At 33.7% G+C, this 20605-nt stretch carries 16 protein-coding genes and 3 pseudogenes; 10 read left to right on the forward strand and 9 right to left on the reverse strand.

Annotated features, from left to right (window positions below; translation table 11 throughout):
• Nucleotides 1-376: 376 nt before the first annotated feature.
• Nucleotides 377-580, reverse strand: coding sequence for a cold-shock protein (locus V7S50_RS28280; RefSeq protein WP_000410775.1), 204 nt, complete (start codon nucleotides 578-580; stop codon nucleotides 377-379).
• A 131-nt stretch (nucleotides 581-711) separates the two neighbouring features.
• On the opposite strand from V7S50_RS28280, the pseudogene V7S50_RS28285 reads away from it, so the two are divergent.
• Nucleotides 712-819, forward strand: a pseudogene (locus V7S50_RS28285) (integrase); the annotation flags it as partial.
• Between the two features lie 299 nt (nucleotides 820-1118).
• Here V7S50_RS28285 and V7S50_RS28290 read toward each other — a convergent pair.
• Nucleotides 1119-1418, reverse strand: a complete 300-nt coding sequence (locus V7S50_RS28290; protein ID WP_336376707.1) for a hypothetical protein — start codon at nucleotides 1416-1418, stop codon at nucleotides 1119-1121.
• 548 nt (nucleotides 1419-1966) lie between these two features.
• On the opposite strand from V7S50_RS28290, the gene V7S50_RS28295 reads away from it, so the two are divergent.
• The 5 genes from V7S50_RS28295 (at nucleotide 1967) to V7S50_RS28315 (ending at nucleotide 5249) form a co-directional block, all read left to right on the forward strand.
• Nucleotides 1967-2875, forward strand: coding sequence for an acyl-ACP desaturase (locus tag V7S50_RS28295; RefSeq protein ID WP_336376706.1), 909 nt, complete (start codon nucleotides 1967-1969; stop codon nucleotides 2873-2875).
• Between the two features lie 215 nt (nucleotides 2876-3090).
• A complete protein-coding gene (locus V7S50_RS28300) occupies nucleotides 3091-3552 on the forward strand; it encodes a CarD family transcriptional regulator (RefSeq protein WP_336376705.1) in 462 nt (153 codons plus the stop codon).
• Nucleotides 3553-4099: 547 nt separating this feature from the next.
• Nucleotides 4100-4246, forward strand: a complete 147-nt coding sequence (locus V7S50_RS28305) for a BC1881 family protein (protein WP_000738544.1) — start codon at nucleotides 4100-4102, stop codon at nucleotides 4244-4246.
• Between the two features lie 296 nt (nucleotides 4247-4542).
• Nucleotides 4543-4776 carry a hypothetical protein gene (locus V7S50_RS28310; protein WP_242253575.1) on the forward strand — a complete coding sequence of 78 codons (234 nt, stop codon included), beginning with the start codon at nucleotides 4543-4545 and terminating at the stop codon, nucleotides 4774-4776.
• 239 nt (nucleotides 4777-5015) lie between these two features.
• Nucleotides 5016-5249: a YuzF family protein gene (locus tag V7S50_RS28315; RefSeq protein WP_242253574.1), complete on the forward strand. Its 234-nt coding sequence runs from the start codon at nucleotides 5016-5018 to the stop codon at nucleotides 5247-5249.
• Between the two features lie 52 nt (nucleotides 5250-5301).
• On the opposite strand, the gene V7S50_RS28320 is transcribed toward V7S50_RS28315, so the two are convergent.
• From V7S50_RS28320 to V7S50_RS28330, 3 genes are all read right to left on the reverse strand, one after another.
• Nucleotides 5302-5577: a hypothetical protein gene (locus V7S50_RS28320; protein WP_106103767.1), complete on the reverse strand. Its 276-nt coding sequence runs from the start codon at nucleotides 5575-5577 to the stop codon at nucleotides 5302-5304.
• A gap of 296 nt (nucleotides 5578-5873) precedes the next feature.
• Nucleotides 5874-6866, reverse strand: coding sequence for a DMT family transporter (locus V7S50_RS28325; protein ID WP_242253572.1), 993 nt, complete (start codon nucleotides 6864-6866; stop codon nucleotides 5874-5876).
• Nucleotides 6853-7512 (reverse strand): GntR family transcriptional regulator, encoded by a 660-nt coding sequence (locus V7S50_RS28330; protein ID WP_242253571.1) that lies wholly within the window; start codon nucleotides 7510-7512, stop codon nucleotides 6853-6855. Before V7S50_RS28330 ends, V7S50_RS28325 begins: the two co-directional genes overlap by 14 nt.
• Before the next feature lie 444 nt (nucleotides 7513-7956).
• Here V7S50_RS28330 and V7S50_RS28335 point away from each other — a divergent pair, with 444 nt between their 5' ends.
• Entirely contained in the window at nucleotides 7957-8292 is a 336-nt protein-coding gene (locus V7S50_RS28335; protein ID WP_063224394.1) for a hypothetical protein, read from the forward strand.
• Nucleotides 8293-8314: 22 nt separating this feature from the next.
• Nucleotides 8315-8503: an RNA chaperone Hfq gene (gene hfq, locus V7S50_RS28340; protein ID WP_252209282.1), complete on the forward strand. Its 189-nt coding sequence runs from the start codon at nucleotides 8315-8317 to the stop codon at nucleotides 8501-8503.
• Nucleotides 8504-9496: 993 nt separating this feature from the next.
• Here hfq and V7S50_RS28345 read toward each other — a convergent pair.
• The 4 genes and pseudogenes from V7S50_RS28345 to V7S50_RS28360 form a co-directional block, all read right to left on the reverse strand.
• Nucleotides 9497-10882 carry an IS4 family transposase gene (locus tag V7S50_RS28345; protein WP_336376710.1) on the reverse strand — a complete coding sequence of 462 codons (1386 nt, stop codon included), beginning with the start codon at nucleotides 10880-10882 and terminating at the stop codon, nucleotides 9497-9499.
• A gap of 373 nt (nucleotides 10883-11255) precedes the next feature.
• Nucleotides 11256-12719 carry an exo-alpha-sialidase gene (locus tag V7S50_RS28350; protein WP_336376704.1) on the reverse strand — a complete coding sequence of 488 codons (1464 nt, stop codon included), beginning with the start codon at nucleotides 12717-12719 and terminating at the stop codon, nucleotides 11256-11258.
• Between the two features lie 111 nt (nucleotides 12720-12830).
• A pseudogene (locus tag V7S50_RS28355) lies at nucleotides 12831-13049 on the reverse strand (MerR family transcriptional regulator); the annotation flags it as partial.
• A 254-nt stretch (nucleotides 13050-13303) separates the two neighbouring features.
• Nucleotides 13304-13805, reverse strand: a pseudogene (locus tag V7S50_RS28360) (ABC transporter permease); the annotation flags it as partial.
• Between the two features lie 974 nt (nucleotides 13806-14779).
• Here V7S50_RS28360 and V7S50_RS28365 point away from each other — a divergent pair.
• Both V7S50_RS28365 and V7S50_RS28370 read left to right on the forward strand, forming a co-directional pair.
• Complete coding sequence (locus V7S50_RS28365) at nucleotides 14780-16033, forward strand: MFS transporter (RefSeq protein WP_000858625.1); 1254 nt, start codon at nucleotides 14780-14782, stop codon at nucleotides 16031-16033.
• A 13-nt stretch (nucleotides 16034-16046) separates the two neighbouring features.
• Complete coding sequence (locus V7S50_RS28370; RefSeq protein WP_336376703.1) at nucleotides 16047-20603, forward strand: amino acid adenylation domain-containing protein; 4557 nt, start codon at nucleotides 16047-16049, stop codon at nucleotides 20601-20603.
• The last annotated feature ends 2 nt before the right edge of the window (nucleotides 20604-20605 follow it).

The following is a 20605-nucleotide window of genomic DNA, read 5'->3' on the forward strand; positions in this document are numbered from 1 at the left end:
ATTAACATAAGAAAATAGTAACGTGCTTTTAACTTCAAAAATAGTCTAAATCCTTAAGTTGATGGATGTGGGGTAGTACCACATCACCATCCACTTAAGAAATGTAAACACGCCCAAAATAAAAAATGAGCTAACTTCTCAAAATAACTAACTGTAGAGAAAGAGAATTTTCATTTAGGGGGTACTTTTATGCTAGAAAAAAGGCTTATAAAGTTGGTAGCTCAAAAATTAAATTAGGATACTCCGTAAGTATATGCTAGACTTGGTTTACCATTTGATTTACTGTTTTCATGTCCTTTATGAGTCGGGGGTTCTTTGTTTCACGGAAAAAAAGGCAGACTCTCATAAAAGAGCCTGCCTTCCCTGGTTTGTAAAATTAAGAAGCTTTACGTACGTTTGAAGCTTGAGGTCCACGTTGACCTTGCTCCAAATCAAAAGTCACTGCTTGACCTTCTTCTAAAGTTTTGTAACCTTCGCCTTGAATCGCTGAGAAATGAACGAATACATCGTCTCCACCTTCACGTTCGATGAATCCGAAGCCTTTTTCGCCATTAAACCATTTCACATTACCTTTTTCCATTTGTATTGCCTCCTAGTGTGTAAACACACACAATGTAATACTATCCTTGCTCTCAGTGATCATAAAGGTGAAAAGTTACAAATCCTTTACACCGAACAAAAATAATTCATTTTAATAATAACATTTTTTGTAATAAATGTAAAGGTGAAGAAAAGACAGCTACTATGTTTATGCAAATGTTAGAGCTAAAGAAAAACACGTTTCATAAAATAATGACGGAATATGAGGAAATAAAGTAGAATCTCTCTTATTAGAAATCCTAATTTTTCTTTGGTTGTAAGAATCTTGATGTTTTTGTATCAGAATAGTATTGTGTATATCGAAAAAAATAAAAGACAACTCCAATTAAGAGTTGTCTTTTTGTGTAATAAAATCCCCAAAATATGAAAATATACAAACGAATATAATACGCTATGGTTGATATTATAACAAAACCGAAGAGTATTGAAAATAAAAAGAATGTTGTAATGATTTTTTAAGATTTTAGTTAAAAAAGCCTCGAAAATAAACCTTTTATAAAGGTTTATTTTAAATATGATTATTGTATTTCGAGGGAATCCTTATAAATCTTAGCTATATAGTTTACAAATTCAATGACAGGATAGTGTATGAGTGAACGGTGCTGCGTAAAACGAACCCCTGCTTTTTCCATTTTCGAAATGAGTTGTTCAACTTCCATCTCTTTTTGTTGTATTCTATCATAATTTTGATATACAATGTTTTTCCATTGATAGGAAGAGCCGTGAAAATAACTCTCCCCTTTTACCCTGTGACTAAATATAATTTCTATTTTTTCTCTACGTTGTTTTTCCTTCATATGCGCTTCTGTTGACTGCATGTTTATCGCCTCTTCCCTTTTTTGTTGTATAACAAAATTTGGTCTAACTCACCATACATAGCCAATGTACATTGTTCTAGTTGGGATTTGTTGTTTAAGGCTATCTCATCCACTGTATTTGGTTTTCAAGTGCTTAATCTAATATATTGGATTTATATCTAAATAAGTTGTTAATGTGTATAAAACACTAGCTATCTTTATTATAAAATGATTCTTTATAAGCATGCACCTTTTTACACTCACCAAGATTTACAACATGAGGAGAATCTTCATCCATGAATGTTATTCTGTATTTACTGAGGTTAGTTTTTTTATTTAGGCTAATTAACATATTGTATGCCTCAGTATCTATTTTATAAAAAGAAAATATATGAAACGGGTCCCTTTTGATATAAAAAAATCCTATAAAAATATAGCGCTCTTAAGAAATTTTATTACAAATTTATTGTGTTTGACTTTAAAAAAGGAACGTAATATTTATTTGTAGAAAATTTTAAGGGTAAAAATAAAATGACAATTTATATGATAAGAAAAGGGGGCACTTATAGATGCTAACAAATGATTTAGATTTCCGATTAGAACCACGTTTAAAAGAACTGTATGAACAACATAAAATAAGAGCGCAGAAGATAGACTGGGGTTATCATGAGTTTTTACCATGGGATAAGGGCATGGACTTTAAAAGAGTTCCTTGGGATGAAAGTCAAGTTACTCTTCCTTCTGGTGTAATTACAGCAATTGAAACAGCTTTATTAACAGAAGTGAATTTACCATGGTTTACAACGTATTTATCTGCAACTTTTAAAGGATCCCTTTCTGTTATTACGGACTTTATTCACACATGGACTTCAGAAGAGGATCAACATTCGAATTTATTGGAGACATATTTACTACTCACTAGAAGTGTGAACCCTAAACGAATACATGAATTAAGAAAGTCAGTCGTTGAGGGTGGATTTGAGCCAGATTTTCATACACCAATCGAAGCCATGACGTATACGACGCTACAAGAACTTGCAACGATGGTGTTTTACAATAATGTTGCTAAGGTTGCAAGTAAGCATGATCCAGATCTTGCTACATTATTACGTCGTCTTGCCAAAGATGAGACTCTTCATTATGCTTTTTATCGAGACGTCATTCGACCACATTTGGAATTAGAACCTAATTATTGCTACCATATTGCCAATGTGATTAGGAATTTTAAAATGCCAGGTGCCGTCATGCCTGATTTTGAAAATAGAATGGCTGTGATTGCAAAAGAAGCAAACTATGGACCACTACAATATTTTGATCAAGTACTTGATGTAGTGGTTGAGTATTGGGGGTTAAAAGACTTACGACCAATTGCCCCTCTTGCTGAAAAAGCAAGAATTGAGATTTTGGAGTACCATATAAGATTGAAAAAAATACGGGATCGATTTGGCCGTTTTCAAGGAAAAACTAATCCACGTTAATGAGTAGAGATTTCAGAATATAAGTGGGGGAATTCCCTTTCCCTTTATGGAGAATCTGACACACTCCCTATTGTTTTGGGGGTGTTTTTTACTTAATTTAATTTTCGTTAAAAATGGTTGACGATAAAAATGATTTTATGATATTATAAAATATTTGTTAAAAAACTACATATGTGTTAAGGTTAAGAAGGTTACCATATATGGAGGTGGATTATATGTTTCAAATTGGCGATAACATTGTTTATCCAATGCACGGAGCAGGTATAATTGAAGCCATAGAAGAAAAAGAATTCTCAGGAAAAAAACAACAGTATTTTGTCATAAAAATGTCGATCAGTAAGATGCAAGTCATGATTCCTACGGGTAAAATAGTGAATTCAAATATACGCCCAGTTACTGATATGCTTGCATTAAAGCACATTATACACATTTTTCACCATGAAGAATCCTGTAAATTACTGCCGTGGAAACAAAGGCATAAAGTGAACACGGAAAAAATAAAAACGGGTGAAATACAAGAAGGTGCTGAAGTTGTACGCGATTTAATGCGTATGAAGAAAGAAAAAGCACTGAATACAAGCGAAAAAAAATTGTTGGATGATGCATATAAGTTTTTGATTAGTGAACTAGAATTAATTAAAGGAATCACTGAAAATCAAATAAAAAGTTTCTGTTAAGGTTCATTATAGACAATGTATTATATCCGTCGAAAACATCCTGAATTTTTTCGGGAATGTGATGAGTATTAAAAGCAAATCATTTCAAAGACATTAAATTTCTTCAACTCACTTTTAGAGTAGGAACCTCTTTTGTTATTACTTCAATCTAATCCATTTTTATTTTTAAATTTCTTTTACGAACGTTCGAAGTTTCATCAAATAACTCGATTAAATAGTCACTTGATTTTTGCAATCCTGATTCAAACTGGCACGGACAAGGATCCGTAAGGATGAAAGAGAGGTAGGGCTTTCATTGTTTTAGGTAATATACTATCTAAGTCATTATTTCTAGAAGAAAAAACAATCAATCTCACCGCTACCTTTAAGGATTTCTTACATCTACTGAGACAGTGAATAATAATTGTTTCTCTTCTTTATGTAAAATTGATAAACGAACTGGTAACACCATATGGTCAACTACAAAAAATGGTTTTCTGGCCAGGAAACCATTTTAAATTCCATTTACATTACAATAGTAAATTAAGCAATAAGAAGGAGCGTACACATGAAAAAAATGTTAACAAAAGAATTAAGTAATGAATTAAAGAAGCGGGATGGAATCATTTCCATTACTGTTGAGCCTTACGAAAAAATCGAAGTTGGTGGAATTCGTGTAGATGGACCAGCTATTATTCTAATTAATCAAGAATAGGTAAAAATAGTTGTATGCAAGAAGAAAAGGATCAACCTTTACGAGAAGGGAAGATCCTTTTTGTTTGCTACAGCTAATATGGGATATACGTAACTTTTATCTGATGTGTTGGGGTTAAAAGGAAGGAGAGGGTCGGGATTATCATGGTAGAAAGCTTAATATTGGTAGGATTTCTTTTTACGTTATATAAATTAGTTCATAAAAAAACAAACTAATTTACATAACGATATATTATTTCCTTTTTAAGGGTGAGATTTATTTGATAGTGAAATGGATAATTTAAAGGAGGAATTTAGATGAATGCAAGGAAAGAACGCATAAAATACGAAAAGATGTCAAAGAATTATGACCGTATTTATTCAGTTTCGTTTATCCTACTAATTATACTTGTTTGTAGTAGTGTGATTATCATAGGAGCTACAGGAGGAAAATATGGAGTGTTTTTATTATTAGCAATTTTACTTAACGCACGTATTACGAAAGAATCTCAAAAAAAGTATGAGCAGTATGCTAACAAAGGGCGTATTTAAAATGACACATATCTTGAAAAGAACAACCTAAATGTACATTCAAAATATCCCTTTATCATCTCCTGTTAACTGGTAAAAGTAACTTTATATAAATCATTTTTTTAGTAATGTAGAAATAGAAACCGTACCCTATTAAAATGTTATTTTCGTTCCTATAATGAATTATCCTTCTAGCATATTTATAAGATTTATATCATATATTAGTAGAAAGAATGCAAGTTAGAAAGGAGTCTTATAGAATGAGTTATTCGAAAGGAAATGACTTGAGTGAACAAAATATGGTAAGTGCGCCTAATCCCTATGTATATCAGACATTACAATCAGTAATTGGTAAACATGTGGTTATTGAAACTGTAAGAGGCAATATAAGAGGTAAATTAAAGGATGTGAAACCAGATCATTTGCTCATTGAAGATACGGCGCCATATATTGTACGCATTCAACAAATTGTATGGATTATGCCAAAGCAATAATCAAATTTATAAAAAATTAATGTCATAGTGCACCAAGTAAAAACACAGGGTTTTATCTCTGTGTTTCTTCAAATTTCCGTTTTTGAATATATGCTTGAGCATGAATAAGTTCTTTCTGAAGCTCTTTTAATTCTTTTGTAGATTCGGATTCAATAGCCATGTAAGTAGTAACTAAACTAATCATCATATCCATCTTCTCTACTATATTTTGAATGACTTGTTCAGATTGCTCTTTTTTAGGATGTTGTATTGCTATTAATACATTTTCTATATAATTGTTCTTTCTTTGCTGAATATCATAAATAAACTGTTTTGTGTTTGAGTTCATTTGTTTTTCCTCCATTTTGGATATACTTCTATTCTATCATATTCGAATGGAAAATATTAGATTATCCTAAATATACACCTGTCTCCCACATCTCCTCAAATATACAAACTAATCCTTTAACGTAAAGGAAGCTAAGAAAAATTTTTATAAAGAAAAAGCCGATTTCCCTATATATTAAGGGCATCGGCTTTTGTTCATATTCTTTTACTTAATCAATTTCTGACATAAAACTTATAATAATAAAATTACTTTTACTAAATAGAAAAGGGTTTATACTGTACATTTTAAAATATCAATTAAGCACTAATATTTTGGTTATGCACTGTTTCACCTTTATGGGAAACATAACTGTGTGCTATCATTCCTAGCATTATTACAAACATCCCAAACCAAGATAAAATAGAGGGGAATGAAGAATGTAATAAGATTAGTTCTCCGATAACAGCAAAAAGCACCTCCATGGATTGTGTTGCTTCAACGGTTGCAAGTTTCTGCATATCTCCTTTAACCATATCAGTCGCTTTAAAAAATAAGATAGTTGCAATTACACCAGAGCAAATAGCAACTAAAATAGATTGCATAGTTTGCTCCTTACTAGGTATTCCTGCTGTAAAAAGACCGTACAAGGATAGTAAAAACCAAAACGGTAAGCTAGCTAATGTCATTCCAAGGACACGTTGATAAGCATCTAGACGATCTCCACAAACCTCCATCATCTTACGATTCCCGAGTGGGTAAGCAAAAGAAGCTACAATTACAGGGATAATACCTAACATAATATCTTTTACAGCAAGCGATTTTGCTTGTTCCATTTGCATAAGGAAAATACCAAGAAGAATAATCAATGACATACTCATACCCTTCATTGGAATTTTTCCTCTTTTCTTAATAATTCCATCTGGTGTTTGATAGGTTTGGATAAAAAGAGGAGCTAACAAAGATCCTGATATAATAGTAACTTGCCATGTCCCCGCAATAATCCATCCTGGTGCATGTGCAGCAGCAAAACATAATGGAGCATAAAATAGACCAAAACCTACAAAACTCCATAAAAACCATGCACTTAAATCCTCTCTCATAACTTGTAATAATACTTTTAATTTTTTTCGACTCATAACAAGAAGTAAAAGGAATGGAAGCATGAAAATAAACCTTAATGAAGCACTCCATATCCAGCTACCACCTGATAATTCCATTGCTCGATTTAATATAAATGTGAAAGCAAAAAAGAAAGCAGCACATATACCTAAAAAAATAGGGCGCAAATTTCTCACCTCAATCTGCCTCATAAGTCATTAATTTCTCAAGACTTAACCAGTTTTGTTCTACAAGATGCGCTGTTGTTTCTTTATCTTTATGTTTGCACGCCTCTATAATTTGCTGATGTTGTTCTACTGACTTTAGACCATTTATAGAAGTGAACTGAGAAATCTCGAGACGTTGGATCTTAGATATACTTCGTTCTAACGCACGAATGATTTCAGGATTTCCTGCCACATCTAAAAAAACATTGTGGAATAACTCGTCAGCTTCAATTGCTTTTATAATATCTTTTTTCTCAATAGATAATAGTAATGCCTTATTACTGAACTCTAATTCTTGAATATCTGATTCTTTCAATAATGGTACTGCTAAACGAGCAGCTAACGAGTGTAAAACTGCTACCACAGTAAATGCGTGTTTCGCCTCCTCAATATTTAATGGTGCAACACGAGTAACTGAACCAGGAATAGATTCAACAAGTCCTTCATCCTCAAGACGCTTCAACGCCTCTCTAACTGGAGTACGGCTAATTCCAAATTCTTCTGCTAACTCTTTGTCATTTAAGCGTTGCTCCGGTTGCAGCTCTAATGTAACGATTGCTTTTTTCAAAGTTAGATATACTTCATCTCTAAATGACATACGTTTAATGGGTTTAATAATATCTTTTTTCATAAAACCAATATATCGGATATTGGTTTTATGGTCAACTCTAATTTTCCAATAAAATATACTCGATTATCAAATTCTAAAAACGAGCGTTTAAGGAACTCTATTTAGTACTAACAAAACTTAAAAAATACGGTCAAAAACTAGTTCTAAAAATCATTGCCAAAAACAAAGTATCATAACAATCATCAAATACCGCTTAAGGAACCTTCTTAACGTATGAAAAAACCAAGTTTTTTAAAGAAATAAATCCTTAGCGTACGAAATTCGCGTTTTATTGGTGGAACTCCCTAATTAATTTGCTTAATGGATTCGGTCTCGTCTGTTTTGGATACTATTTTTATTTCGGATAGATTTCTTGCGAAATATGTATCTAGAGCCGTATTTTAATTTAAATGTGATACGATAATTGTATATATGCATTTAGATGGTAAAAGGGGATGAGTGTTGATGAAAAACCATACAATGGTAAACGGAAAACTCCTTCAGACATATAAAAAGTGGTCAAATCTCCGGCAAAAACAAAAAGATCATATTTCTAATTGGTTATGTAGGGATTACATACAGTTTGTAAGAACGCATCATCGAAAACCTAGAAAAAACGAGCATGATGAGATTTTTCATGAAGTGATGAATCAAATACAGGAACAAGAAATATGGATTCCATATGGTGAAGTGAAAAAATATTATGTAAGCAAAATAGGAAAATGGTTTAGAAAAATAGAAGGTGAATGGGAAATACAAATAGACAACAATGAGCGGCAGCAAGTATTAAAAGAAAAGTAGATACAAATAGGGGGCGTATTTCATGTATAACTTACAAGAAGATATGTATGAACAATTGAGAGAGAAAAAAGGGGAAGTTACTGTATTTTTAACGAATGGTGTTCCAGTACGTGGGCAGATCCTTGCAACAGATAAATTTACCGTCCTAATGATGGTTCATGGTAAGCAACAACTAGTCTACAAGCAAGCAATTTCCACAATTCTTAAGTAATTCTTTTTACTTTTTTCGAGAAAAGAGGAAAAAACACAAAAAAATAGAAGATTGAGATCAATCTTCTTTAAAAAAGGAACAGATGACAGATTACTACTCCAACTCTTAATCAATTATAAATAAGCACATATAAATATTCAATCCATTCTGAGTTTTCTCAACACATTTGTCTTATTTTTAAATTATAATATAAGTAATTCTTTTTATTATTATATGTTTGTTCTTTCCTGTTGCAGAATCCTTAAGATATTAAGGATTCCTTTTTTTTATCTAAAATCCAAAAATAAAAAGATAAGATCCGGAAACACGATCTTATCTTTAGCACAAGGAGTAAACAAAAGGATAACCATCATATTGTTATTATAATTTATTTTTTGTTAATTTAGAATATTAGAACTGTAATTAATAAGTATATCTATATTGAGAAATTTATTACAAAATTAGTTATAAATGATTCAAAACTCCAATGTAAACTTTTATTTTATTTCAATCACTGTTTTTATAACATTTCTTCGTATATCGAATAAATATCCAAAAAATTACACATTCAAAACACTGTTATTGTGGCTGTTGTAAACAAACGCTACTTTTACATAAAAAACACTCGAACAGCTTAAGAATTATATTTACGTGTCCAATTAGCTAAAATGATTTATCAAATCAAAAAGGAGAGTGGGGCACATGAAAATAAAATTCAGAGTTGGTAAATTGAAAGTGAATTTCGAGATTAAAAAAGCTACATTTAAATTAATTGGCGAGTTAATAATCAAAATGTTTTTATAATGGACAAGAGGGTATTAGTTTATTTTGTTACTTAAGTACCTATGAAAGTAGGTGCTTTTTCTTTGTTATGGGGTACCGCCACATCGCTATCAAGCTAAGCTTATACAAAGTCAATTTTAGGCGAGATTGTTTCTTTTTTCTAAAGGGCAAGTGTAGGTGATTGAAAGATTTGCATACGAAATAAACCCTAACGGGTTTCACTTTTTTGAATCAAGCGGCTTGATTATCAGACATGGTACAATTGTAAACGACACCTAATATATCAAAGACTGTTTTTTTCTCATATCGATGAGATTTCCGCCCGTTTTGCTGTAGGAGATTGAACAGGCGAAGTAACACCTTTGATAGCTCTTGAGTGTTTTTTTGTATAGTTTGGAATAGAAGAAGAAAATAGTCTTTAATCATATATATGGCTTTATACTCACTAAGCTCTCGTTTTTTCTTCATGAGGAGCAATTGGCGCATTTGAAACGTGATAGAAGAACAGAGTAGAATGGCAATCAATTGACCATATAAATGGCACTCCAATCGTTCTGGTTTTATCTTTTTACAATGATGGATTTGAAAGAATGACTTCCACGTTTTAAATAAAATTTCGATTTGCCAACGCAAAGAATACCAGTCATGTACCTGTCCCATCGGGACAATATCTGTAGGGGTGTTTGTCATATATACATTGATACCACTGAGTCGTTTACTACGAGGAGAATACTTCATTCCTTTCTTTTTTTCTTTTACAGCTTGATCTTGTAATCGTTTTTGTTGCTGCTGTTTTGTTAATCGGTGAACAATTACACGAGCTGACACTGTATCAATCATTCCTACATAAGCATCAGCTATTTCACATGTTTGTCCTGGTTGAAGGGAGCTCATTAACGTCTCCATATCTATCTGTATATACTCTGTACCTTTCTTAATTCTTCCGTCTTGAAAATAATTAGGGTTAGGATTTTTTTGATAAATACGTGTATTCGACTTAATACGAGAGATATAGTAGGCCTCTTTATCTTGTATATATTGAAGGTCTTTTAAATGAAAATAACCTAAATCTCGAATACATAAATCATTCGCTGTCACAGTTGGGGCACGCAGAGAGCCGTAAGTACGATCATGTTGTTTACCTAGACCTGTATGAATATGTAGGAACTGTCCACTTAACAAATCATACTCAAGTTGAATTTTCATCCCAGCCGTATGGCTGCATCCTCCTGCACCTGGATAAACCGATGAAAATACATCCGGGAGTTGAAATGCAGTCGAATCTAAAATACGAATACGCTTGAAAACAGAAGTGTATGGAGAAGAAATCGGCATAGATACGACCAATTTTTTGCTTAGTAGTTCAGCTAGTAGGTGTTGTAAAAGTTGGACGGCCGCCTTATTAAACCGCTGATTCAGTCCCTCAGGACTGATGAGTACTTCTGTTGATGCTTCTAAACAGCTAGATAACTGAGTTAAAGAAGTCATAGCTACGTTTTGGCTCACCCATATACATAAAGCGACTAAATCTTTTGCTTGGTACTTACTGGTTCGTTGCACAAAACCAACATCTCTAGCAAGATCCCGTAAGGTATTTGGAGATAAAAAACTTTGAATCGCTTAAGCAAATAGTTGTAATTCGTCAGACATAGAAACAAACATAAAAAACGCCATCCTTTCCTATAATTCTACAGAAAGAATAGCGTATTTTTTCATTTTAAGGGGCATTTCTTTTTATTAGCTTGATAGCGATGAGGCCCCCTAAAATTTCTTTTAATACCATCTTATCTTCTTGCAACTCCAAATCACCGAAGACTAGTTCTTTTGGTTGCTAAATTTTAACCTCTAAAGCTGTTAACTTTGTATGATTTGGAACTGTCATAAATCCCATTCCTGATAAAGTTTTCAAACGCTCCATTTCTTTTTCAGAAACATAGAATTTCACTTGTAAAAGCAAGCAAAAAGAGATTTATTAGAGAAATTTAATAGGTTATGGCTTTGGCTCGGTTTTTCTAAAGAATACATCAGGGTTATTCTGTCCGTTCAAAATATTTCGATTGTCACCCCAAGAATGGAGCAATGAATGACCTGGACCTGTAATAACTTGATTGTATTCACCCATATAACAAGAAACTACTCTTGGATCAAAATTCACGAAAACCCCACCGCTTGGTATATGATTATTAGGCACTTGAGAAAATTCGGTGCTGATCATACTTTCTTTACCTACTTTACCGACGCCCTTATGAAGAGAGAAGGTTTTCATAAACACACCAAATGTTCCATCACCTATGCCGCCAACATTATTAGGATCATTAAAGCGGTTATATTGAATATGAGCTCTGTTTTTATTGACAGCTACTGATGGAAAGAATGAATAGGGTAAATTATTGGAGATATTCACTTGAGTCCAGTTATTTCCTCCATTTTGACTATAGGCTAAAAAGACATCGATAAAGGTTGTGCCTCCAATATTTCTACGTTGATTCCATACTACATAAATCGTACCATCTGGTCCTATACCTGCTTGAGGGATCTCAAACATCCTGATTACCCGTTGCTGCTCTGTTAAAATAACAGGACGGAGTTCATTGGCTGGTCCGCATGGTACAACATCTGTAGCTGCTGCTGCAAATAGGTCAGCAGAGACTTGTACATTTATTGGGAAGGTATTGCCTCCATCGGTTGACTTAGCCATACGAATGGAACGATTCGCAGTATTTAGCTGAGCAAATGTACCTGGCAAACGACTTTCATAAAAAACATATATATTCCCGGATTTATCCACTACTGGAAAGGCTCCAAACACTTCATTAGCTCCAGCGACAATCGTTTGACTTGGAATAATAGGAGTTAACGTTACACCTGTTCCAAATTTTGAAAAACGAATTTTTGTACCTCCATTAGGAGGGCCAAAGTCAGTCCATACAACATATAAAGCCTCATTTCCTGGATTATCAGCGTCAGGACCTACTGTAATCCACTCTTTATCTTGATCGCCTGGATCACTAGCAGCTGGAGTCTGTCCTCGCCCAACGACTTGAGGAAGGTTCATGTTTATTGTTTTGTTTGGATTGATCGTTCCGGTTGAAACAGTGATTACACCTTCTTGCCTGCCTCCAATCAATTCATCCCCAATTTGGGCATAATAGAATACGCCATTTCTATCAACTGCTAAAGATGGGTCACCACTATTATGACCTCCAGGATTGGCAGGTATGGACCCACCATCGGTCCAACTTTTACCTAAATCGTTGGAAAAGGAAAACCCTGAATAACTTGATGCCCCAGCTACCCCTGTGGCATCATTGGTATCATTAAATCCATATAAAATAAATTTTTTAAAACGTGCAAGGCTTGTCTCGCTTTGAGTTATATTCGGAAAGCTAGCTGTATCAACAACTGGGTTATTCACTTGAACTTCTTTATCATTTGGTTTTGGTTTCGGCGGCATTTGACCACCCTTTCTATTATTTTTTCAATATATAATATGGAAAAAATGAAAGAGTGTTTAGACTATTTAATAGATTTAAAAATTTTTTTGAAGAGTCATTTAATCAATTAATTAGTCTTTAAACAAACCGAAAAAAACTTTCCGCTTTTGTTTCTGTATATCCCTAAAGTTTTCAAGCAATAACTAATCTCGTTTCTCTAACTTTTTCTCTATGAAGACTTCTAATTCAACATTTTCCCTCTCTACTTCGGTTAGCTTTTTCTCCATATTAGCTAAATGCTCTTTTGTAGTAACTAATTCATTCGTAATCTCTTGTAATTTTTGATCTAATGGGGTACCGCCACATCGCCATCAAGCTAAGACCTTACACTATCCATAAAGCAAAAAATACGTTATCCCTTCCTCTGATTTTGCAGATAGAATGGCGTATTTTTTCATTTTAAGAGGAATTTTATTTTCTTAGCTTGATAGAGATGTGGTGCTACTCCATTAGTAAAACAAAGAATTTAATTTGCTCACTAAAAAAGTGACTTTAAGTAAGAGGTATATACGGAATACCATCAGCATTTCTTTCAGTTTCCACTTTAATTTATGGAATGAAGTATTTGACGCAAATAACTTCTTCTAATAATAAGGTAGTAAATTATTTGTACACTAATAAAGCTCGTGAATATGAGAATAGAATTTCCTGCAATAGGTAAGTCTATGTGCCTGCTCTGCGCTAAAAACCTTATTGCCAAGAAGGCCACGCTACTGTGAAGAACAGAAATCAAAATAGGTATAAAAAATAATATGCTAATTTGTTGGGCTACATTTTTTTATCTCTCTTTTAGTTAACCCTAATATAGAAAGTATTTGAAATTGGCTTTTATCTCAATATCAATCTAAATATATTGATGAACGGAAGTATAAGAAACTAATTGTAAATATAAAAAATACAACTCCTACTAGTACACTAAGAATAGATAGTATCGCATTCACTTGTTTACTTTCTAACCATTTTAATACCGGGGAATCAAATATAAAAGGTCGATATGCGTTTGTATAATCATTTGGAATTATCTTTGTAAGTTTTTTAGCTACATTTTTATTAGCACAACGAGTTAGCGTATGAAGAGAGTGTAGCAAGCGGCGAGTCATAGTCGATAGTGAACTTCTGTCATATTTATAAAGAATAATAAAAATTGAGTGGGACCCGGCTGGGTTAATAGCTATGTCATAAAAAACATGACATTTTGACACTACCGTATATGACAGAAAAACACTTAGTATCAAAGAGCGGTTTTTAACACATTAACAATAAATGAGGAGGGGAGATTTTCATTGCGTATGATAAAAATATAAAGAGGAATGAAAGGGGAAAAAGGTATGACCTATTTATGAAAAATAAACCAGTAACGAGAGTGTTTTAAGGAAAAGAAGTAATTTCTATGATTAACATACATGTGGAAAAAGAGGAGTATATCGTGTGTTATGACTCAATAGCGTTTGTGAAAATAATATTAACTAAGATAATTGCAAATTCACCTTGTTTTTATCTGAATTTTCCAATTTGATTATTTCAACTTTATGAAGATAGTAGCTAGAAAATTTGTGTGATAGTATTTTAAATAGAAAAAAAAGACAATTCTGAAAAGAGGGTGTAATTTGGATGGTTTAACTATTATAAATTTTAGGGTTAGATAGCTATTAATGGATTATTTTCATTGAGTAGAGTTTTAGTTTGTAGAATATGAAAATCAAAGAAAGTTGTTCAGATAAATTAATGAAATATTATCGTTTTTTACTGTGGTTGTAATGACGATATAACTAGAAATCATTTAATTTGTCCACGTTTATAGGTGAAAAAGATTATTTAGAGTCAGAAGTGAACGTATAAAAACTAAAAATAAATATATTTGAATGCATAAATTATACCAAAGATATTGAATTTTATAGTTATTGAAGTTTGAATACTATTAAATTTCGGATGGATATATGTAGAGTTATAAATTATGTGCAAAAAAGAGGTATTGTGTACACCAAAACATCCGTTTTAGTAAATTTAAGGAGCACATTTTATGAAAACTACCGATTCAAAAGGCCTATTAGGAAATAGGGTTTATTTACAAGTTTTCTCTGCCTATTCATTGCTTATGCTTGGTGTTTTTATTGATATGTTAGCGATTATGACTATAGTTGGGTTTGAATGGGAAGTAGATCCTACTATGATTGGATTGATCCCTGTTGCATATGCACTTCCTGGAATTATTTTTGGCTCATGGGCAGGTGTTATTGCAGATCGTTTTAGAAAAATTCCAATTATGATGTTCTGTAATTTGATGGTTGGTTTAATAACAATTGCTCTTTTATTTGTACAAAATATCCACTGGCTCTTAGTGGCATTAATGATTCGTTCCATTTTTATTGTTTTCTATTATCCTGCACAACAAACACTAACAAGACAGATTGTATCCCCAGATTTGCTTACTAAAGCAGTAAGTATCAACGGAATAGTAGAGCAGGGTACCAAGATAGTAGGCCCACTTATAGGGGGCATGTTGCTGAGTTGGTTTCAGCCAGAGTTCTGCCTCATTATAAGAGCTATAAGTTGTTTATTAGCTACGTTAGTTCTGATACCCACAATAAAATTCAAAGAAACTATATCGAAAGAACTTGTTGAAAAGCAAAAGCAAAGCACTTGGGCCGCTTGGGTACAAGGGTGGGGCTATGTGTTATCTAATCGGATAATATTATCAACTATGATTTTCGTTACAATAGCCATGGCAGTATTACAATTAGTAGACTCACAATTCCCGACTTTATTTAAGAGCTTATTCCCACATGATAAAAGTAAAATGGGATATATCATTTCTATTATTGGTCTTGGCGGAATACTTGGTGCATTACTAACTCAGAAATTAAAACAATTTCAATATGGTTGGGTAGTATGTGGAGGCATGGTTTTAATGGGAATTGGTTTTGGGGGGATTGGTTTGATAACGCCCGGTACGGTCTTCGTTTTGGCCTATCTGATTAGTTTTATCGCTGGTATTGGAAGTGGGCTGATGCTTGTATCTAATCAAGTCATTTTACAAATAGAATCTGATCAAGATCAAGTAGGAAGAGTATTTGGTATTCAAAGCAGTTTAACAAACGCAGTTCTAATTATTTCTCCTGCTATGAGTGGTCCATTAGTGCATTTGTTTGGAGTAACTCAACTCTATGTTTATGGCGGGATTGGGCTTGTTGTCATTGGAGTAATTGGAGTTTCACTGCAGAAATATTTATGGGCTAAACATAAACACGAACCTATAAGAGCAAATAATTTTTGAAGGGAAGATTTTTATGACCAATGAGGAATGTTTTCCATTAAGTCACCCGCAGCGAAGAATATGGTATACAGAAGTTATTCATTCTGATAAAGGGATATGTAATTTAAGATTTTTATTTAAACTTCATCGAAAAATGAATTATTCAAAATTAAACCAAGTTGTGAATCGTGTTATCAGTGAAAATGACGGTCTGTGCATTAGATTAAAAGAAAATGGGCATCAGGAACCTAAACAATATTTTATTAAACATGAAGAACAAGAATTTGAGTTTTTCGATTTCAGTAATGTGGAGAATTCAGATTTGCTTGAGGAATGGATTGAGCAGAAAACAAAAGAAAGGTTTACATTACTTAATTCAAATTTATACTATTTCGCTTTAATAAAATTAAACGATAATGAATGTGCAGTCTTTGGAAATGTTCATCATATTATCATGGATGGTTTATCAATTCAAATATTTACTGAGCAGATTGCAAAATATTATTATGAAATGCATAACGAGACTGAGGAAGGCGAAATTAAAAATTCATATGTTCAATTTCTGGCCAATGAACAAACATACTTGAATAGTAGTCGCTTTCAAAAAGATCAAAAATTCTGGTTAGAGGAATTTAAAACACTTCCATCTGTAACCGGATTGAAACCCTATAATACGTACCAAGTTAGTACCAAAGCATCACGCGAGACGTTTATATTATCGGAGCATTTGAAGAGAAAAATAGAGTTATTTTCCCAAAATTACAAATTTAGTTTATATACTCTTTTTGTCGCTGCTTTCTCGTTGTCCATGTATCGGTGGACTTCATCGCTTGATATTGCATTAGGAATGGCTTACGGCAACCGTATGACTAAAATGGAACGAAAATTGATTGGAATGATGGTGAGTACAGTTCCTTTAAGAATGGATATTGATCCAGAAGAAGAAGTGCTTTCATTTATTGGTAGGGTGTCCAGAAAACAAAGTAAATCATTAAGACATCAGAAATATCCATTTGATTTATTATTAAAGCAGATTAATAAAGAGAATAACAGCAATGTGAGACTTTTCGGAACTACGATTGATTATAGGGATCGTGATGAAAGTGGTGACTCACTATGGATCGCAAACCGTGAAGAGGTACAAGATTTTGCAGTGCATATTGAAAATCTAATTGATATAGACTCTTTACATGTACATATTGATTATCGTGAGGAGCTATTTTCTAAGGAAGAGATAAAACGCTTTTTTAACGTTATGTTAGCGATAATGGAAAACACTTTTGAAAACCCAAAGCAGAAGGTAGCTGAAATCGAAATTATTTCTGATGAAGATAAAAGAAAAAGTTTAGTTGAGTTCAACAATCCTAAGCTGGATTTCCCACCTCGGGAAACTCTTCATGAATTGTTCGAACGACAAGCAATGATTTATCCAAACGCTATTGCAGTTACGTATGAAAAAGAAAAAGTTACTTATAAGGAGCTTAATGAACGTGCAAATCAGTTAGCTCATTATCTGCAGAAAAAGGGAATAGGACCTGATACTTTAGTTGGACTGTGTGTTGAACGTTCTCTCGAAATGATTGTAGGTATTTTAGGGATTTTGAAGGCTGGTGGGGCTTATGTTCCACTTGATCCAACATATCCAGAGCAGCGACTTCAATATATTTTAGAGGATGCTAGCATTCAGTTATTCGTAACGCAAGAAAGTTTAAAAGAATTGAAATGGTTACCAGAAAATGTTGAATCGATTTGCCTGGATCGTGATCAAGAAGAGATTGGGAAAGAAAGTAAGACCTTGCCGGTTTCTGATGTGAATTCCCAAAATCTAGCTTACGTAATCTATACTTCGGGATCAACAGGGAATCCAAAGGGCGTTATGATAGAGCATCACAATGTCATTCGGTTATTTAAATCGACGGATTGTTGGTATCAGTTTAATGAAAAAGATACTTGGACGCTTTTTCATTCTTATGCATTTGATTTCTCAGTATGGGAAATTTGGGGAGCATTATTATATGGTGGAAAATTAGTTGTTGTTCCGTACTGGATTAGTCGATCGCCAAAAGATTTTTATCAATTATTGGTGGAGGAAGAAGTCACAGTTCTAAATCAGACACCTTCCGCATTTCGACAATTAATACGAGTGTGTGAACATGAAGATAAGAATAAAAACTTGCAGCTGCGTTATGTGATATTTGGCGGAGAAGCGTTAGAACCCATTAGCTTGTTACCGTGGTTTCAAAGATATGGGGATAAAGAACCACAGCTAATTAACATGTATGGAATTACAGAAACTACAGTTCATGTTACGTATTATCCAATTACTCTAGATGATGTGCATCATGCTTCGAGAAGTAATATCGGAAAACGGATTCCAGATTTAGAAGTGTATATATTAGATGCTTATCAACAACCTGTTCCTATAGGTGTAGATGGTGAGCTTTATATTGGCGGGGCAGGGCTTGCGCGTGGGTATTTAAATAGACCTGAATTAACAGCAGAGCGCTTTATATCTCATCCATTTAGTAGTGATCCGAAAGCAAGATTATACCGGACAGGAGACTTAGCGAGGTATTTGCCAGATGGTAATCTGGATTATCGTGGAAGAATTGATCATCAGGTTAAAATACGCGGTTTCCGAATTGAGATTGGGGAGATTGAGTCTACTTTAAATGCATATGCATCTATAAAAGAGGCAGTTGTAATTGTAAGAGAAGATCAACCGGGTGATAAACGATTAGTAGCTTATGTTGTAGGAGATGGAAATGTAGGTGCGTGGAGAGAGTATCTTAAAGCGAAACTACCGAGCTATATGGTACCTTCAGGATACGTGAAGATGGAAGCCATTCCACTTACAGCTAACGGCAAAGTTGATCGTGAGGCCTTACCTATGCCAGAGGAAAAGCAGATTAATAGTGAATGTGTTGGCCCTCGGAATAGTAATGAACAGATACTGGCTACAATTTGGAAGCAAGTATTAGGTATTAAAAAGGTGGGAATCTATGATAATTTCTTTGAAATTGGTGGCGACTCGATTCTCAGTATTCAAATCATATCTCAAGCAAGTCAAGTAGGGTTAAAACTTACTCCAAAGCAAATGTTTGAATGCCCGACTATTGCCGAGCTGGCACAAGTGGCTATAGAAACGCAGGGAGTACAAGCGGAGCAGGGGATTGTGACAGGAGATGTGCCTCTTACTCCAATTCAGTACTGGTTCTTCGAGCAAGAACATCCACATCCAGAGCATTGGAATCAATCAATGCTTTTAAGAGTAAAAGAGAGATTGGATGTGAAGTTACTAGAGGCAGCAATATTAAATTTAATCAAACATCATGATGCTTTACGTTTTCGGTACGAGCAGTTATCAAACGGAACATGGAGGCAGAGAAATGAAGGGACTGATGAGCTGTCAGTACTCCATGTTGTAAAACGGAACAAAGTTAATGAAAAAGAGTGGAATAAAATAATACAAGAAGAGATGAACATTAATCAAGATAGTTTCAATTTAGTTACTGGTCCGTTAATGAGAGTAGTTTACTTTGAGGATAACTTGACTGGAAATGATCGAATATTCTGGGTGATTCATCATTTAGTAGTAGATGGAGTATCGTGGAGAATTCTATTGGAAGATTTACAGGTGGTATATAACCAGATGAAACAAGGTCAAGGAATTCGCTTACCTGCGAAAAGTACATCTTTTAAAGAATGGTCTGAACGACTCCAGACATACAGTGATTCGGGTATTTCAAAAGAAGTACAGGATTATTGGAATGAACAAGTAGAAATAAAAACGATGACAATTCCAATGGACTATCCAATACAAGAAACAACAGAAGAATCGATTGATCAAGTGACGAGGACTTTAGGAATAGAAGAAACACATGCATTGTTACACGAAGTTCCAGTGACTCATAAGACAAGGATTGATGAGGTACTATTAACGGCATTAGGACAAGCTATCGTCGATTTTACAAATCAGCAAACGGTTTCTATTCATCTAGAAGGACACGGAAGAGAAGAGATGATTGAAGGTATTGATTTATCACGGACAGTGGGCTGGTTTACGAGTATTTATCCCGTTCATCTCAATTTTCAAGGAACTCAAACACCTATAGAAGGGTTAAAGGCTGTCAAAGAACAATTGCGTCGAATTCCGAATCGCGGAGTTGACTATGGTATTTTACGTTACTTGAATAAAGGGTTAATTCCGGTTTATCAGCAAAAGCCTTCAATAAGCTTTAATTATTTGGGCCAATTTGATCAGGTGTTTTCAATGGAATCTTTGTTTATGCAAGAGACAGGGTTTACATTTTTAGATCATGCTCCAGATTCCAAACCATCTCATCTAATTGATGTTATCGGAATGGTGAGAGATGAAAAGTTACATTTTGTTTGGATGTATAGTAGGGAACAGTTTTCTAAATTAAAAATTCAAGTGATAGCAGATGGTATGTTAAGGCATCTTCGCCAACTTATAAATAAACCAACAACAGAGTCTGCTTTTACGGTATCAGATTTTGCTGATGCAGAGGATCTTACGGAAGAAAGCTTGAGCAAAGTATTACTTAAATTAACAAAGAAGAGGGTGTAGAA

The organism is Bacillus sp. CCNWLW194, assembly GCF_037120585.1.
Classification (GTDB): Bacteria; Bacillota; Bacilli; order Bacillales; family Bacillaceae_G; genus Bacillus_A; species Bacillus_A basilensis.

Bases quoted from the DNA above. Each gene is read 5' to 3' on its own strand.
- V7S50_RS28280 (WP_000410775.1), bottom strand. From the start codon at position 580: ATGGAAAAAGGTAATGTGAAATGGTTTAATGGCGAAAAAGGCTTCGGA.
- V7S50_RS28290 (WP_336376707.1), bottom strand. From the start codon at position 1,418: ATGCAGTCAACAGAAGCGCATATGAAGGAAAAACAACGTAGAGAAAAA.
- V7S50_RS28295 (WP_336376706.1), top strand. From the start codon at position 1,967: ATGCTAACAAATGATTTAGATTTCCGATTAGAACCACGTTTAAAAGAA.
- V7S50_RS28300 (WP_336376705.1), top strand. From the start codon at position 3,091: ATGTTTCAAATTGGCGATAACATTGTTTATCCAATGCACGGAGCAGGT.
- V7S50_RS28305 (WP_000738544.1), top strand. From the start codon at position 4,100: ATGAAAAAAATGTTAACAAAAGAATTAAGTAATGAATTAAAGAAGCGG.
- V7S50_RS28310 (WP_242253575.1), top strand. From the start codon at position 4,543: ATGAATGCAAGGAAAGAACGCATAAAATACGAAAAGATGTCAAAGAAT.
- V7S50_RS28315 (WP_242253574.1), top strand. From the start codon at position 5,016: ATGAGTTATTCGAAAGGAAATGACTTGAGTGAACAAAATATGGTAAGT.
- V7S50_RS28320 (WP_106103767.1), bottom strand. From the start codon at position 5,577: ATGAACTCAAACACAAAACAGTTTATTTATGATATTCAGCAAAGAAAG.
- V7S50_RS28325 (WP_242253572.1), bottom strand. From the start codon at position 6,866: ATGAGGCAGATTGAGGTGAGAAATTTGCGCCCTATTTTTTTAGGTATA.
- V7S50_RS28330 (WP_242253571.1), bottom strand. From the start codon at position 7,512: ATGAAAAAAGATATTATTAAACCCATTAAACGTATGTCATTTAGAGAT.
- V7S50_RS28335 (WP_063224394.1), top strand. From the start codon at position 7,957: ATGAAAAACCATACAATGGTAAACGGAAAACTCCTTCAGACATATAAA.
- hfq (WP_252209282.1), top strand. From the start codon at position 8,315: ATGTATAACTTACAAGAAGATATGTATGAACAATTGAGAGAGAAAAAA.
- V7S50_RS28350 (WP_336376704.1), bottom strand. From the start codon at position 12,719: ATGCCGCCGAAACCAAAACCAAATGATAAAGAAGTTCAAGTGAATAAC.
- V7S50_RS28365 (WP_000858625.1), top strand. From the start codon at position 14,780: ATGAAAACTACCGATTCAAAAGGCCTATTAGGAAATAGGGTTTATTTA.
- V7S50_RS28370 (WP_336376703.1), top strand. From the start codon at position 16,047: ATGACCAATGAGGAATGTTTTCCATTAAGTCACCCGCAGCGAAGAATA.